The organism is Burkholderia sp. MSMB1459WGS, assembly GCF_001534535.1.
Classification (GTDB): domain Bacteria; phylum Pseudomonadota; class Gammaproteobacteria; order Burkholderiales; family Burkholderiaceae; genus Burkholderia.
The window spans coordinates 461,194-476,505 of record NZ_LPMU01000044.1 but is presented as its reverse complement, the minus strand read 5'-3'; the positions used below and the strand labels follow the sequence as shown (position 1 = coordinate 476,505).

Sequence of the window (15,312 nt, the reverse complement as noted above, 5' to 3'; positions counted from 1 at the left end):
TCGCCCCTATACGAACGCGGTGCGCGCCTTGCGCACCGGATCGAACCAGACCTCGGTCATGCTCCAGCGGCGGCCAACCTGCTCGCCTGCCGCATCGAGTACCGGATGCACCTCCATGTGCGCGACGACATCGATCGTCAGGAATAGCAGGCGCTTGAGCGCGGCATCGTCCCAGGCCGCAGCCTCCGGGTGTTCCTTCGCCATCAGCGCGAAACGCTCGATCGCCACCGCAGCATTGGGCGCGTGATAGCTCGTGATCGAACCCGCATGGCCCGTCGTCAGTAGCTTGAGGAAATCGTAGGCTTCAGCGCCGCGCAGCTCGGCAAGCAGCACGCGATCGGGACGCATGCGCATCGTGCTCGCGATGAGGTCGGCGGGCGTGACGCGCGCCTGACCATGGCCGCCCTTGCTGTACAGCAGATGAACGCAGTTCTCGATATGCCGGATAAACAGCTCGCGGACATCCTCGATCGTCACGATCCGCTCGCTGGCCGGAATCGAGCGGCACAGGGTCTTCATGAAACTGGTCTTGCCCGAGCCCGTGTTGCCGACGATCACGAGATTGAGCCGGTCGGTTACGGCACGCTCGAAGAATGCACCCCAGTCGCGCTCTTCCAGACACCGGACGAGCCTGCGGTCTTCCGCACGCAGCACGGGCAACGCCGCATCGAGCCCGTCCGGGCGATGCCATACCGTGTCGTCGAACAGGCCATCGGCGCGATAGGCATCGAGGCTCTTCTCGCGCGCGGATGGGCGACGGATCGTGACCGAGACCGTGCGCGGCGAAACGACCGGCGGCACCACGATCTGGATACGGGCGTCACCCGGCAACAGCGCAGACAGGACTGGATGCTGCGCCGAGATCTCCTGGCTGGTCAGCGTGGCCACCGCCACCGCGAACGAGATCAGCCGGTCGAAATCGAGGTCCGGGTAGTCGTGGCCGTGCCAGCCGCACGAGTTTTCGGTCAGCACGCGCTGCGGCCGGTTGATCACCAGTTCCGTCACGTCGGCGTCGTCGAGCAGAGGCGCGAACGGCCGCATCAACTCACGCACCGAAGCGTCGTCGGGCAACCGGGCCAGAACCGGGTCGCGGGATGCATCCAGCGTGTCGGGTGCACAGGGCATGTCGGCGTGGGGCGTCATGGCGTGGCCTCCGGCTGCAGGGCGTAGACCGATCCGAAATCAAGATCACGCGCGACCACGATCGTGAACTCCGCGCCCTGGTTCTGCTTCAGCGTCGGCGGAATGTTGATGGTGCTGTCGAGCACGCGCGTGGCCATGTCGTTGCCCTGCTGCTGCGTGTTCTCGAACACGACCGAGCCGTTGCTGTTGCCGCCGCGCGTCGCCAGATAGCCGATCGCGTCCTGGGTCACGCCGAGCAGCATCGCAGCACCAATGCGCTGGCCCCAGTGGTTGTCCACGTAACCGTCCATCCCCATGCGACCGAGCGCATCGGCTGCCGGCGAGTCGATCTCGACCGTGACGCCGTCCGGTGTCTTGATGCGAGCCGACAGCACGAATACGCGCTTCTGGCCGGGCGACAGGTTCGAGCGGTACTGGCTGTTGATCTGCGAGCCGCGCTCGATCAGTAGCACACGGCCGTCGTCCGAATACACGTTCTTCGTGACCGTGCAGGTCGAGATACCGGCCTCGGTCGAATCGAAGGCCGTATCGCCCACGCAGTCGATCTTGGCGCCCTGCGCGAGGATGAGACTGCGATTGCCGAGCATCGTGGCGCGCACGCGCGGCGTCGCCGTCGGCGTGAGTGCCTCGGCGAGCGCGCCGCCCGCCTGCCCTGATCCCCCATAAGGCGTAGCCGCGCCACCCGACAACGTTGCTGCGACCGACGACGCTGCACCGGCCAGACCACCAGTCGCCAGCGCACCAGGCAATCCTCCCGACGTCTCCTGCCCGCCGCCCGTGGCGAGCAGGGGCGCGTCGTAATAGCTGCGGGAAGCCGTTGCGCGCTGGGTGCTGACGGGCGTGACAGCCACACCCGAAGCCGGCACGCGACGAACGTCAAAAGCACTCGCCGACACCGGCGCTGACGCCGAGATAACTGCTGACGCAGGAGCATCCCTGAACGTGCGGCCCTGCGCGGACGTGTCGGCCACCGAGTCGCGCCGCGCCTTTGCCTCGGCATCATGGCGCGCGAGAAAGCCATGCACGGTCCATACCGCGCCGGCACCGACAACCAGCACGATTACAATCGGCGTCAGCCACCAGGCCCGCGGACGCGCACTACGGTACTGGGCCAGCGCGGGCATGCCGCGATCGGCGGATGCGCCCGGTGCTCCATCGTTTCTGCCGGGGTTCGGTCGCGATGCGTGAGAATCATCGGGCTCAATCAGATTGCGCGGGGTATCGTCATTCATCGTCGTGACTCCGCAGGACACGCTTTACGCCGCTGACCGTCGTGCCGTCATGGGGTGCCACGCCATCCATGTCGTAGGCGTCGTTCCAGATCCCGACGACCTCGTTACCAAGCCGCATCACGAAGCGTTTTGCTATTTCATGCACAACAATCGTGTCGCCCTCGACGTGTCTGTCGACCACGCTCTCCGTACAGTCGTCGGCCACCCGGAAAACCGCAGGCATGCGCCGGTTGTTCGGGATACGCAGATAGGTGAACCGTCCGTCGTCCCACGCGGCGGTCGGCGCGATATCGTCGGAATCGCGCATAATCTGCATCGAGTACCGTGCATTACGAACGGCGGGCGGCTGCGCGAGACGCCGGGCGATCAGCTCTGCATCCGAATCGGTGTGCGCCTGTTTCGCCAGGTCATCCGGATAGACGAAGGTCACGCGGTACATCACCCGGTCGTTGCCGAACTTCGACTGGAGCGGCAGCACTACCAGATCGAAGCTGTAGCTACGCCGGTCGGTGCGGATCTCGAGGTTCGAGTCGTGCGCGGCAAGCTGTGGCTTGAGGTACACGTCGTGATCGCCTTTATTCGCCACCACTTGCCAGCCGTCCCGGTCGCCGGGCGCGACGACCTGGATCTGCTCGTGGGGATCGAGCGCGATATGCGTGGCGAAACCGCGCTGTGCTTCGACGCGCACGACCTCGTCTGCGCGATAGATCACCTGCCGCACGCGCGAGTCGTCATTCCAGCCCGGCAGATCGACCCCGTGGACCACGCCCGAAAACAGCAGGCTCGCGAGCGCGATAGTGGAGAGACGCGCGGAGAAAGCCGCAGACAGAAGCGTATTCATGGTGTGCCTCCCGCGGCCGCGGCAGATGCCGGTGGCGTGTATTCGAGATCGCGGCTGTAGGCCGTAACCTTGAAGCCGAACGGGTTGGCAATCGCCACGCTCTCGCGCGTAAACACGGGTGGCCGATAGGTATAGGCCAGCGTGATCACGAAACGCTGCGTCGGCTCGGCGTCGGCCTGGCCGTTTTTGAACGATGTGCGCTCGATATGCACGACCGCGTGACCCGGCTCATCGGGCGGCAGCGTGACCGAGAGAATCCGCACGCGCCGCTCGGTGCCCGCCCCGAGCTGCCGGTCGAGTGCATCAGGGCCGCTGTAGATGCCGCGATAGTCGCGCGCGACCACGTCGTCACTCATGGCGAGCACGCCGTCGTAGTCCATCTGCAGCAGGCCCCAGTTGTAGCGCTCACGCGCCTGCACGTAGGTCTCGACCCAGTGCTTGTCCTGGATTTCCTTCGTGCGCACATGGCGGGCATCAAGTACGTCGATCACCTGGGATTCGCCCGTCAGGCGGTCGACCTCAATCGGCAGCGGCACCACGCGATAGAACGGCACCATCACCGCAAGCGCTGCGGTACTCAGTGCGGCCACGCCGACCGCCGCATAGGCGACATGCCAGGCGCGGCGCTCCGAGCGCTCCTGCAGCCAGGTCAGCGACGCCTCGATATCGAGCACGCGGCCGTAGTCGTGCGGCGCGCTCATGACCGGTCTCCGGTATCGGGCAACGTGGACAGATGGGCAGCAGGCGGCGTCGTACTCGGTGCATCGGGCACAGGCGGCACACGGTTAACCGGCACGCGATGCAGTCCGTCCGGCAACACGGGTTTCGGAGGAGAGCTGCTGCAGGCGGCGAGACTCCAGGCAAGGCAGCCGGCGAGGAGCAATGAAGTTGGCATAGACATGGCGCCCTCCTCAGTTTCCGAACGACGCGGGAATCATCCGGTCCTGCAGGCGGTTCGTCTTGCCGGCGCGGCTCAGCACCAGTTCGCCCTGCTGCTCGGCCACGAGCTTGTCTTCGGCGTCGGACAGCAACCGGAACAGTTGCAGCTTCGTCATCTCGTTGCTGACGGTCGTGGTCTCGGCCTGGATACGCGCCTGCAGCTCGGCCACACCCTTCGGGTCCTGGGTCGCATCGATCTGCTGCGCGAGGCTCTGTATCTGATTCAGCTCCTGCAATTCGGTCTGATACGCCTGCTGGCCAAACACCTTGTCCTGGAATGGCTTGTTGAGCGCGCGCTGGCACACCTGCTGGTCGATCCCGGTCTGGTCCTCGCAGTTGTAGATCTGGCTCGCGGAGCGCAAAGCCTGGGCACTGCCCGTCAGACCCGCATAACCGCCGTTCTGGATCGCCGTATAGACGCCCTGCCAGTTCGACGGCAGCGAGTTCACGACGACGGGGTTGCTCATCAGCGCACCGAACCCGCGCGTGCCCACCGTCGATTGATAGATCTGGATTTCCTGCTGCACTTCCTGCTCGAGCTGGGCCACCGTCGCGATGGCCTGCAAGACGTTCTGCGCGTCATAGACCGGGATACCCTGCGCGTATGCACCCGCACTGCACGCCGCCGATACCGCGAAGATCGCAGCGGCGCCTATCCATCTGATTCGTTGGTTCATCGTCGTCACCTCAATCCGTCGTCAACCGCCCTGCTGGCCCAGATTCGCGCGCGCGGCGCGCTGATAGGCCGGCATTGCGCCACCACCTGGTCCACCGGTCGAACTCGTCCGGTCATGAATCTCGCCGCCCGGCTTCGGCCCGCCTCCATTGCCCTTGAGCGCCCGTCCGATGGCTGTCACGAGGCTGCGAGAAGCAATACCGGCCACGAAGGCACCGAAGCCGGACACGGTTGCGCCGCCAGACAGGCCCGCCGCCACAGACGGCAACTGCCAGCCGACCATCGCGAGAAACACGCCGGTCGCGAACAGGCCGATCGCGGTCGCTGCCGCCGCGGCATCATCGAGTCCCGCTGAAATGCTCTGCACCACGGCCGACGCATCGGCGCCAGGTGAGCCACCCGTCGCATGCATCGCCGTCAGGTCAGCCGAGAACGCCGTGAGCGCCATGCCGAGGAAGGCGGCGACCAGGATCTGCAGCAGCGCGTAATTGACGACCTTGGCGGTCCACGCCTCGAAGAAACGCGCGGTCGGTGCAAACGCCGCGCAGGTGATGAAAACCGGGCCGAGGCCGAGGACGAGATCGAGCAGCATCCGCGCCATCACAACCTCGAATGCGAGTACGATCAGGAAGATCGAGCCGCCGAGCGCCGCGACCAGCCCGCACGTAAAATCGCCGATAGCCGCAGCCAGACCACTCGGACTGAATCCCTCGTGCGTCGCCTTGTCGAAGTAGGCGTCCATCACGAGATCGATCTGCTGGTCGTAACAGTCGAGCGTGTGGTAGATGTTGGTCGCAGCCCCCTGCCCCGTCACGCTGCTGCCGTTGACAGAGCCGCACCCTGGATTGCCGCCGCCCGTCGTATTCGCCGCGTTCTGGATCGTCTGCGCGAGCCCGGACGTCGCGCCGTCGACGGCGGTCACGACCTGCTGCTGGTAGATGCCGGCGCTGAGCGCAAAGGCGAGCGTGATCGCCACCTTCAGCCCCCGCCAGGCGAAGGCCGGCACGGCTTCGTGCGCTTCGCCGCGCACGACCGCCAGGCCATAGGCGAGCACCCAGATCGTGACGCCCGTGGTGACGACGGGAACAAGCGCGCCGGACAGCGCCGACGACACGTTCGTGACGTAGGTCGACATGCCGTTTTCGAGCGTGCCGCCGACGGCGGTGAAGAGGCCGCTCATCGCACACCTCCCGGCCCTGGCAACTGGGATTGCGACGGGGACTGACGCGCGCCGGCCTGTTGTGACTGTGTGGCGCGGCGCTTCGCGAGCTGCTCGTGGAAGACGGGCAGCCAGTCCTGCGGCGCATCGCCAACCTGGGCACGGATCGTGTCGAGCAGTTCCACGTTGTCGGTGGTGCCCGACAGCACGTCGAGCACATCGCCAAGGCCCGCAAGATCAAGCCGGCCGATCGCCGACCGATGCCCCTGCTTGACGAGGAACATGCGGCTGTTCTCGCCGAGGTTGCGCACGATATTGAATTCGGCTTCGGTCAGCTTGAAGCCGCGCACATAATCGTCGTAATCGGCACGCGGATTGGGCAGGAAAAAGAACGTCGCGCTCTGCTCGATCAGCGCACTCGCAATCTCGCTGCGCAACACGTCGGCCGGGGACTGCGTATCGAAGATCCCAAGCCCGTTCTGCTTGCGGATCGTCTTCTGCTTGTTCTGGGCGAAATCGGTAAAGACCGGATCACCGAGCCGCTTCCAGAATTCGGTCATGACGTACACGAAGCGCCGGCCGTCGATCAGGTTATCCGTCCGGTGCAGTAGGTACATCGTGACGGGCGTGGAAACCTCGGCGTCGTCGAGCAGTTCGGTATCGTCGAAGCCGAACAGCGTCGCCTGCGAGAGATCGATGTGATCGGTCGGGTTGTCGAGCACCCAGCCGAGGCGTCCGCCCGCGCACCACTTGGCGAGCCGCGCATGCAGGCTGTTCTCGCCCACGTTCGGCAGAAGCTGCTGGACCATCGAGAGCCGTCGCAGCGGCTTGTCCATGCGCGCGACCTCGCGCACCGCGCGCGAGATGTCGAGTTCATCCTTCGCAGACAGCGCCGCACCGATATCGACAAGCTTGCGAACCAGCCGCTCCCAGAAGTCAATGACGGACTCGCCCGGTTCCATCTGGAACGGGTTCAGCCCGGTCGGCTCGCCGCGACGGAACACCGTGTAGGTGCCGCCCATTGCCCGGATCGCGATCTCGGTACCGCGGTCCTTGTCGAACAGCACCGCCGTGATGCCGTACTTCGTCGCCATTGCGAGCAGGAACAGTTCGAGCACGGTCTTACCCGCGCCGGCACGGCCGACGATCTGGGTATTGGCGAGCGCCTTCTCGTCGAGCGAATCCTGCTTGTCGGGCGTGACGTGGAAGTTCAGGAAGAGCGGCTGGCCGCTCGGCGTCTTGACGATCGTGATCGCCTCGCCCCACGGATTCCCGTCGCGCTTTCCCGTCGCGAAGTTGTGCAGGCTCGACAGGCCGCAGAAGTTGCGCGAGGTGAGCTTCGCTTCGCGCGGCCGGTAGCGCCAGTTGCCCGGCAGTTGGGCAAACCACGCCGCATCGGCGACGAGGTCGATCAGCGCCGTCTGGAAACCGGCATCGGCTAGCTGCGTGCGGGCTTTCGCAGCGCTCTTCGACACTTCGTCGAGCGTGTCGCCCAGTACGGCCAGCGAATAGTGGTATTCGCCCAGCACAAAATCGCCGTTGATCAGCTCGTCGAGCGCACGGTCCATCGCCTCGACCTGGGACACGGCGACGTCCTCGCCCGCAATCAGCTGGTTGCGCTGCCGCTCCAGCGCGTCTTTTGCGCTAGGCCGGTCGAGAATCGTGAACGACTGCGTCTCGATGTACTCGAAGTCACCGTACAGCAGGCCGTTGAGCATGCCCGGTTCGGTATCTTCGGGGTAGTCCTTGAGGTCGAGCATCGTGACGAAGCGCGTCGCAGCCGGCATGCGGATCTCGATTTTCTCGGCGCCGACGAACAGGCGCGAGGTCGGCAGTGCCTCGCGGATCGGGCCGGACGGGACCGGCTCGCGCTCCCAGACACCATTCACGAGATAGCCGAGCAGTTCCAGCGCCGACGAATAGCGACGGGGGCGCTGTGTGAAAGGACTCCGCCGCGTATAGACGCCGAGCGCGACCGGATCGTAGGGCTTGAGGCTCGACTCGACCTGGGCAGCAAGTTCGGCCATCACCTTCAGCGCGTCCATCTGGTCGCGCCGGATATCGGCGCGCGTACGGCGCGCCGCACGGCTGAAAACGCGGCCGAGCCGGGTGCGGTTCGGCCGGTAGACCACCGTCAGATAAAGCTCGTTAGCCATCATCCGGTAACCCGCGAAGCTCGCGTAGTAGCGGGTGGCCAGTTCCTCACAGAAGCGGTTGCGGTACTCCGTCGTGAAGCTGTCCGACACCCGCCGGCGCAGGCGATGCGACCACAGCGCCACATGGCCGCCCGCGAGTCCGCGCACGAATTGGTTGAATCCGTCGTGCCGCGCGAGGATATCGGCCGGGTCAGCCGCCTCGAACGCGATGCCGGCGATCTTCCATGCCTGCAGGTAATCGCCTTCGCGCGTCCTGATGACGCGGTCGGTCACGTGCGTCGAGTACGGGATGTAGCCAGCGAGCGGCACTTCCCGGTTGGCGACAGACGCGAGCTGCGGTTCGGCCGGCATGTCACGCCCTCCTCTTCAGGCGGACCGGCACGTAGGCATGCCCACCCCAGAAGCGGCGGTTGCGCTGGCGCAGCACCATGCGCAGGCGCAGCACGTACTGCGCAAGGCGCTGGTCGTCGTGGCGCGTGATCGCGCGCATCACGACAAACACCGGGATCATCAGGAAGAGAATCGCCACACCCAACGGCGGGCTCGCGAGCAGCGCCCAGATGGCCGGGATCAGCATGCCGCCGCCGACCAGCAGGAAGGCCACGAGCGGCACACCCCAGAGCATCGCGGGACGGGTGCAGCCCTTGAAGACGGGATCCTTGAGCGAGTTCATGGTTCGCGCTCCCGGATCAGCTCGTCGGGATCAGCATGCCGGCGATCACGGTTGCGCAGCCGACGAAGAGCCCGCCGATGAAGACATTCGCGATGTCGCCGAACCGGGCATGCTGGAACATCATCCGGAAGCCGGCCCAGATGATGGAGATCGAGCAGATCACGCCGCCGACGCCGAGCAGCGTGGTCTGGATCGTGGTCAGCAGCGTATTGACCTGCGAAAGCTGCGCCCACGCCGGTGACGTTGTCAGTAGCCCTGCCGCGGCTGTGGCTGTCCCCCGGGCTGCCAGTCGGGCGCGCCGTCCACTGTTCCTGGCAGCGTCGATACGTTGAATAACCTTTAGTAGTCCTGATTTCATGAGCGACTCCTTTGGTGCTGAATCTTTCTGTTACTGCCCGATAGACGAGCTAGAACACCACAGCACTACTGTCTGGCTTGCCGCCAGAGGTCGTGGGCGAGGTATCAGATGGATTCGACTCGTGGCGGCGCGTCCGGGATTGCCCCGGCGTTTCATGCATACCGGAATCAACCGGAATGACCGGGATCGGAGCAATGGCCGGCACGACGACAGACGTCGACGACGCCGGCATGACACGCGCATTGCTCACCACCCGCTGCACATAGCCCGTCCGATACCCGGTCGAGAAATCGCCACTGGCATAACAGGACAGGCTTGCGCGAAGTGCCGGCTGGGAATTGACCGATGCGTGCACACGCGCCTGTCGGGCCAGCTCGAAACAGCCTTGAAGAATTGCGGCTCCCGCAGCCAGGTTGCGGCACGGATCGAAGGCGCTTCGCTCGTCGAGTCCATAGATAGGCCAGTTCGCGCGGTTCACCTGCGCGAGCCCGACACTGAAATTCCAGCCGCCATGCTCCAGAGCCTGTGCCGTCGCAATAGCCTCGGCCTCGCTGACGGGCTGACGCGCGAGCCGGCCATGCACGACGCCGATCGCATACGGGTTGAAGGCCGACTCGGTCCGCACGATCGCCGCCATCGTCGACAGCGAGACCTGCGGCGCGCACTGATTCGCGAGCGGGATGAAGTCGAGCGGCAACATCATTGCCCCCCACCGCCCGCGCTGTCCTGCTGCTCCATCCGCTGCAGAAACTTGGATGCGGACTGCGATGGGTCGTACAGAACCTGCGTGCTACCCGCTCCGTAGAATTCGGTGAGTGTGCGATCCTGGCCGCTGACGCCCCACCAGACACGGGTGTAAAGCTGGTTGTCGATATCGACGTTGATCGCCCCGGCAGCACGGCACAGCAGCTCGCCCTGCTCGGGGCCGCCCCAGTACAGCAGGTCTTCCCGGCAGTAGCGTCCGCTCGCGAAGGTATTGGTCGCGAACGTCCCCTGGGAACCGCCAGCGCCGAAGTCGCACGTCGGAAAAGGATCGCCGTGGCGCAATGCGCTCCACAGCTTCTCGATCGGCGGCACACACTCGCCGTACTGTTCCGGCCCGCCCGGATTGGAAAGGCACAGGAGCACCTGGCAGCCCCAGTCGTCGGCATGGGCCACGCCGGGCGCGAAGATCGAGATGCTGGCGAACAGCATCAGCGCGATCGACCAGCGGCGCACGACACGCTGCATCGCATGCGGTCCAGTACACCAGGAGACAGTCCGACCAATTTCCATGATCCGCCTTCCATCGATTCATTCGATCAAACACCGAAGTACCGAAGTGGATGTGCGCGGAAAAAGGAACCCGCGGGGCCGGGGAGGCACGCCGCGGGTTCAAGGGGGATCAGCGCCAGAAAATGAAAAAGCCTGCGACCGTCAGGTTCACAGGCTTTACTCGCATCGCGACCACCATGCCAACGCACGCACGTCGGTACATCGGGCCGCTAACGCGTACTCGGTCTTGCACTGATGCGTCGACCGGAACAAGTTGTTGGCTGCACTCTAGGCTCGATCTTCCAGCGATGCAAGCCTCGAAATTGCCGGGTTTTCTGCGTCGTCATCCCTTGCGTTCCGGCGCAGTCCAGCAAGGTCCGAAAAAATTTTCACGCTTTCCCCTTCTCGAGCAGACGTGCGAGCGCGTGCCGGGCCGACGCCAGTTCCAGCTCGTAGCGGCTGCGCGGATGACGGGGAATCCGTAGCCGGCGACACACAACCTCGCGACCGGCGTGCCACAGGTACACCATCCGAAGCAGCTCCTTGTGACGGGGTTCGAGGCATCGCCATGCGGCTTCGATCTTCGCCGCATCGACCGGATCATGTGGACCGCGCGCTGCATTTGCCCAGTTCTCCAGCCGGGATTCGAGCGAGGCACGGGATATGTCAATCATCGCCGCGCTCCTTGCTGGGCGTGCTGGATGATGTCCTGTATCCGGCCGGGTCGACGAGAAACTGCTCGATATCCGATGCACGCCAGCCAACCATCCTCCCTCCAAGCGGGATCGCCCGAGGGAACGTACCGTCCTTCATCCGCTGATAGATCGTCGAGCGCGAAAGTCCGACAAGTTGCTCGACCTGCTTGCGACGTAAAATCGCGCCCGCCACCTGTGTCGAATTCGACATGACTTCCGTCCTCCTGGCTTTAGCCGGATCTGCCCGGCACAGATCCGATTCAAGCAGCAGGAGACGGAGCGGAAAATTCCGTCATGCCGACGGAATCATCCGTCATGGTCAGCCTTCAACGATGGCGACCGTCGGCATCGCCAAGAGAATCGGGGCGCAGCAAAGCCGCAAACGACTGTGCGTTACGGGATGCTTCGCCATCGGCCTGCCCTTTCAGCCCGAGCTTTGCATCGATGGCGCGCGCAACGGTTGAGGACTTGGGAGGACGCTCCGGGTCCCACTGTGCCCAGTGCTCCCACATCACCTCAAAGAGAAGCGAAAGCGTACGTGTCAGGTGCGGCAGACGAACCGTCACGCTGCTGCCCGCGTTGTCGGGTGGCATCGGTGTGGACCGATCAGACTCCACGGCATGACCAGATGATCCCGAGCACTGCTCCAGGCGCTGCTCCAGACTGTCTTCAAGCGCATGGTGGAGCGCTGCGGTACGTGCGAGTGCGCGCTCAAGCAGCAGGATTCGCTGGTCGCGTCCTCGCAGACGGCATGCGAGACGGGATGCTATGGCATCCGCGTTTTCGAAGCGGGTTCGCCAATACTCGACTGATTCAGTGAGAACTTCGTTATCTACGCGTGGATAACTACTCTCGGAATGGCACATCTGCCCTCCTTCCCCTGGCATCGTCATGCGATGAGGGCAACGAATCCCCGATTCCCGATTGCTTTTATGTATGAGCCTACAAAATCAATCTAGAAAGGAGAATCTTAAGACGCAAGGCAGATGAAGCTTAACTATCCGGCCATAAGCAAAACTCACCGCGTCATTTCTAATTCGTGGCTAGACCCCAGGCTAAACGGCCGCTCCCCGTATTCCGTTCAACACCGAGAATGCTTCGTCCGCACGATCAACAGGAACGAGAATGTGATCGTGGTAATAACCGGCGATCGCATTGCAGGGAATAGCGGCTTTCGCGAGGTGCGCCGACACGACGGCCAGGAAACCCACTGCCTCGAGACTCGAATGCACCTTGAGGGTAATGAGGCGTGCCTTGAACGCATAGGGCAGCGCGTACCGCTCGGCATCCCGCAGATCAAGCACTGCGGTCAATCCCTCGATCTCCCGGAAAGTGAAAAGCGGCGACAAGCCTTCAGGCAACCTGAAATCCTGAAAGGAGCAGTAGACGTAGACCGGTTCAGCCATCTCCGGCTGGATCGTTGCGCATAGCGTTGCAAGGTCTTTCTCGCTCAATGTTTCCTCCATAGAAAGTGGCGCGTCGTCGGAACCTTACACCACCGCCGACCGCTTCCCGCAGCCAGAAAAATTAAACGGCCGGAAAGATTCTTAACCGCTCCGATGAAGAAGTGATTCCCGCCTATGCTCAGATCATTGCATCCATACAAGTAAACGCTTCCACCAATCCGAACCACGGGGAGTTCACGCCTTCTGACGGAGGCTGCAATGAATCATGGCGATACATCTCGAATCCTGCATGACCGGGTATTGATCAAGCAATCACTTCTTGCCCGTGCCCCTGGATGGCGACAGCCCAAAGCGAGAACGTGGCATGCGATTTACGATATCGCTCTCGACTGGATAATTATTTGCCTGTCTGTCTTCGTCGTGTATCGAATTGGCTGGACGCTCACGCCGGTCGCACTCGTCGCTATCGGAAACCGCCAGCGTGCACTGGGCAATCTTCTGCATGAAGCCAGTCACGGGAATTTGAGCCCGAATCGCCATCTCAACGATCTTCTTGCGCACCTGCTGCTCGCCGCACCGCTGCTGAACAGTCTGACGATCTACCGTGAACTGCACGCACGTCACCACGCATGGCTGGGTGATGCGGAGCGCGACCCCGACTTTTTGCCATCGCTGGTCCGTGAGGGAGATGGATGGTTTCGCGTCTACACCCGGTATCTCCTGAAATTCTCGCTCATTCGCGGGTCGATCACTGGCCATCTGATAACCGGTCAATGCGGCTATCGGCAGCAGCTCTGTATCGCGGCGTGGTGGGTGGCGACGATGTCGGCGCTGTCCGCCGCCGGTGTCCACCTCGCAGTGGCATTCCTCGCCTTCTGGTTCGGCGCGCGCATTACCGTCTTCCATGCGATCACGACCTTCCGTGAGATGACGGACCATCACGGTCTCAAACCGGGAGGCATCTTCAGTTTTACGCGGGAAATTCCAGACACCGGGGTGCTGTCGACGCTGATCCATCCGCATCACAACGGCTACCACCTCACGCACCATCTTTTCCCGGCTGTCCCATACCATCAGTTGCCCGAGCTGCATGCGCAACTGATGACTCTGCCAGCTTTCAACGAGCGCGCCATCGTATGTTCGTCATATCTGGGTGGCCACCAGTCGAGCGTCTTCGGGTGGGGAGTGAATCATGGCTGATCGAACATTGGCGGTCTGGGACGTCGCAAGCCTGCTCGTATCGACCAGTTGTGGAATCGGTTTCTTCCTGGGAACCGGAGAACTCGCACTGCAACAAGGCATGGCCGCCTGCCTGTACGCTGTCGCGACCGCTATCGGCCTTGTGGCGCTGGCGTTTTCCGCTCCGCGCCTCCAGAAGACCAGGCAGTCCATCTGGACATATTTCGGCTCGCTGTATGGTCCTGCCGTCAGCCAGCAGGTCGCTGCATTTTCATTGATCTGGATGACCGGCGTGCTAACTGCCCAGATTCGCGGCGCATCAGCAATATTGACACTATCGGGCATGCCACGAGCAGCGGCGATTATTTCAGTCGACTTCCTCGTGCTGGTATTTTCACTTCTCCGGATCTCATGGCTTTCCGCCGTGTTCGCACTCTGCATGTTCGGGTGCACCGCGACACTGGTCTTTTCGCTGGCCGAAACCCACAGCTTGATCCTATGGCTTCGCGCGCCGGCGCTCTTCGTGAAGTCAATACAGATGCAGCCAGATGAGCACACTGGATTGGTACTACTATCCGTTGCCGTGCTAGTCCTGTGCGGCGCTGACTATCAGCAGTTTCCTGCGATGGCGCGAACGCCGGCGCACGCTCGATCCGGTTGCCTGATTGCCGCGGCGATCGTGCTGGGAGTTGGATTTCTTCCCGCGACTGCGGTCATCGCCGGAGCAAATTCGTGGCAGCTCAGCCATCTGGCCGATCACGCTCAAGTAGTCCCCACGCTGCTCATTCGGGTGATTGGCAGTTCCAGTCACATCATGTCGCTGGCGGTCACATGCGTCTTGATGATAACGGCCCTTGGTTCAGCCTGCTCGATTCTTCGCGCCATGATCGAAGCGACGGCCGCCGTATCTCGCGGCGCCTCGATTCCACCTGTCTTCCATCGGATGCTGCCCGTCCTCGCGGCGACACTCATCGCGTTATACGGAGAAAGCATTATCAACGTGATGGTGACATTAAACGTCGTCTACCTGTCGGCGGTAGTCCCGCTGCTCATATTGACGCTGTTCGGCTATCCGGTTCGGGCTCAGTCTGCGAGGCGTTCTATGTTTGTCGGCGCAGGCGTGTCCGCCCTATGTGTGCTGATCGACTGCACACACGCTATCCACCTACCGGAAGCGACACCGCTCGTACTGGCATGGCCCTGCGCGCTAGTTGCGGCCTTGCGATCGCGCACCTCAATCATCCAGACCACGCCCAACCCCGTCGGTGCGCAAGAAGCCCGTCAACGCTCATAGGGGTGATTGGTCCATGGATTCCCTGCCATTGGTGCGTGACATCGCATAATGGCCGTTGGCCGCTTGTAGAAGACTGTGCTGCGCGCTCGTCTTCACCGCCCGGGGACGACCAATGAAAACTGTCTGCGATGTTCTCGGCGTGGTGCTCTGCTTTGGCAGTCAGAAACACCATTCGCCAGACTGGCAGGACAGTCGCCGCCCCACGCATACCAACGGTTCGGTGTTGGCCCCCCGACTCAAGACCGAGACGCAAAGCAATCGTTGCAGGTTTGCGGTGGGGTATCGGCACTATGTGTCCTGATCGAGT

The 15,312-nt window shown here is 63.1% G+C and carries 17 protein-coding genes; 2 read left to right on the top strand and 15 right to left on the bottom strand.

The genetic code is table 11. The features are described from left to right. Window positions 1–6 precede the first annotated feature (6 nt). The 15 genes from virB11 to WT97_RS18700 all read right to left on the bottom strand — a co-directional run bounded on the left by virB11 (window position 7) and on the right by WT97_RS18700 (window position 12,580). Window positions 7–1,143, bottom strand: coding sequence for a P-type DNA transfer ATPase VirB11 (virB11, locus tag WT97_RS18760; RefSeq protein ID WP_156440279.1), 1,137 nt, complete (start codon window positions 1,141–1,143; stop codon window positions 7–9). Beyond that, complete coding sequence (virB10, locus tag WT97_RS18755; protein ID WP_060354046.1) at window positions 1,140–2,375, bottom strand: type IV secretion system protein VirB10; 1,236 nt, start codon at window positions 2,373–2,375, stop codon at window positions 1,140–1,142. Before virB10 ends, virB11 begins: the two co-directional genes overlap by 4 nt. Further along, on the bottom strand, window positions 2,368–3,216 hold the full coding sequence (locus WT97_RS18750) for a TrbG/VirB9 family P-type conjugative transfer protein (protein ID WP_060354045.1): 849 nt from the start codon (window positions 3,214–3,216) through the stop codon (window positions 2,368–2,370). Before WT97_RS18750 ends, virB10 begins: the two co-directional genes overlap by 8 nt. Further along, a complete protein-coding gene (locus tag WT97_RS18745) occupies window positions 3,213–3,917 on the bottom strand; it encodes a virB8 family protein (RefSeq protein WP_060354044.1) in 705 nt (234 codons plus the stop codon). The genes WT97_RS18750 and WT97_RS18745 overlap by 4 nt, the downstream gene beginning before the upstream one ends. A gap of 210 nt (window positions 3,918–4,127) precedes the next feature. Further along, window positions 4,128–4,832: a P-type DNA transfer protein VirB5 gene (gene virB5 / locus WT97_RS18740; protein WP_060354091.1), complete on the bottom strand. Its 705-nt coding sequence runs from the start codon at window positions 4,830–4,832 to the stop codon at window positions 4,128–4,130. 21 nt (window positions 4,833–4,853) lie between these two features. Further along, window positions 4,854–6,011 carry a type IV secretion system protein gene (locus WT97_RS18735; protein WP_060354043.1) on the bottom strand — a complete coding sequence of 386 codons (1,158 nt, stop codon included), beginning with the start codon at window positions 6,009–6,011 and terminating at the stop codon, window positions 4,854–4,856. Beyond that, window positions 6,008–8,497 carry a VirB4 family type IV secretion/conjugal transfer ATPase gene (locus tag WT97_RS18730; protein WP_060354042.1) on the bottom strand — a complete coding sequence of 830 codons (2,490 nt, stop codon included), beginning with the start codon at window positions 8,495–8,497 and terminating at the stop codon, window positions 6,008–6,010. The genes WT97_RS18735 and WT97_RS18730 overlap by 4 nt, the downstream gene beginning before the upstream one ends. 1 nt (window position 8,498) lies before the next feature. Then, entirely contained in the window at window positions 8,499–8,819 is a 321-nt protein-coding gene (locus tag WT97_RS18725; protein WP_060354041.1) for a type IV secretion system protein VirB3, read from the bottom strand. Window positions 8,820–8,835: 16 nt separating this feature from the next. Beyond that, window positions 8,836–9,177, bottom strand: a complete 342-nt coding sequence (locus tag WT97_RS18720; RefSeq protein WP_060354040.1) for a TrbC/VirB2 family protein — start codon at window positions 9,175–9,177, stop codon at window positions 8,836–8,838. A gap of 49 nt (window positions 9,178–9,226) precedes the next feature. Then, on the bottom strand, window positions 9,227–9,877 hold the full coding sequence (locus tag WT97_RS18715) for a lytic transglycosylase domain-containing protein (RefSeq protein WP_060354090.1): 651 nt from the start codon (window positions 9,875–9,877) through the stop codon (window positions 9,227–9,229). Next, window positions 9,877–10,407 carry a hypothetical protein gene (locus tag WT97_RS18710; RefSeq protein WP_257128521.1) on the bottom strand — a complete coding sequence of 177 codons (531 nt, stop codon included), beginning with the start codon at window positions 10,405–10,407 and terminating at the stop codon, window positions 9,877–9,879. The genes WT97_RS18715 and WT97_RS18710 overlap by 1 nt, the downstream gene beginning before the upstream one ends. 413 nt (window positions 10,408–10,820) lie before the next feature. After that, window positions 10,821–11,105, bottom strand: coding sequence for a hypothetical protein (locus tag WT97_RS33085; RefSeq protein WP_082751427.1), 285 nt, complete (start codon window positions 11,103–11,105; stop codon window positions 10,821–10,823). Then, the gene (locus tag WT97_RS18705) at window positions 11,098–11,337 is read right to left on the bottom strand and encodes an AlpA family transcriptional regulator (protein WP_060354038.1); all 240 of its coding nucleotides are present in this window, start codon (window positions 11,335–11,337) and stop codon (window positions 11,098–11,100) included. The genes WT97_RS33085 and WT97_RS18705 overlap by 8 nt, the downstream gene beginning before the upstream one ends. A 115-nt stretch (window positions 11,338–11,452) precedes the next feature. After that, window positions 11,453–11,992 carry a hypothetical protein gene (locus WT97_RS33080; protein WP_257128520.1) on the bottom strand — a complete coding sequence of 180 codons (540 nt, stop codon included), beginning with the start codon at window positions 11,990–11,992 and terminating at the stop codon, window positions 11,453–11,455. 189 nt (window positions 11,993–12,181) lie between these two features. Continuing rightward, on the bottom strand, window positions 12,182–12,580 hold the full coding sequence (locus WT97_RS18700) for an ACT domain-containing protein (protein ID WP_373558481.1): 399 nt from the start codon (window positions 12,578–12,580) through the stop codon (window positions 12,182–12,184). A 210-nt stretch (window positions 12,581–12,790) separates the two neighbouring features. Between WT97_RS18700 and WT97_RS18695 the strand changes: the two genes are divergently transcribed. Continuing rightward, window positions 12,791–13,732, top strand: coding sequence for a fatty acid desaturase (locus WT97_RS18695; RefSeq protein WP_060354036.1), 942 nt, complete (start codon window positions 12,791–12,793; stop codon window positions 13,730–13,732). Next, window positions 13,725–15,005 (top strand): hypothetical protein, encoded by a 1,281-nt coding sequence (locus tag WT97_RS18690; protein ID WP_082751425.1) that lies wholly within the window; start codon window positions 13,725–13,727, stop codon window positions 15,003–15,005. The genes WT97_RS18695 and WT97_RS18690 overlap by 8 nt, the downstream gene beginning before the upstream one ends. The last annotated feature ends 307 nt before the right edge of the window (window positions 15,006–15,312 follow it).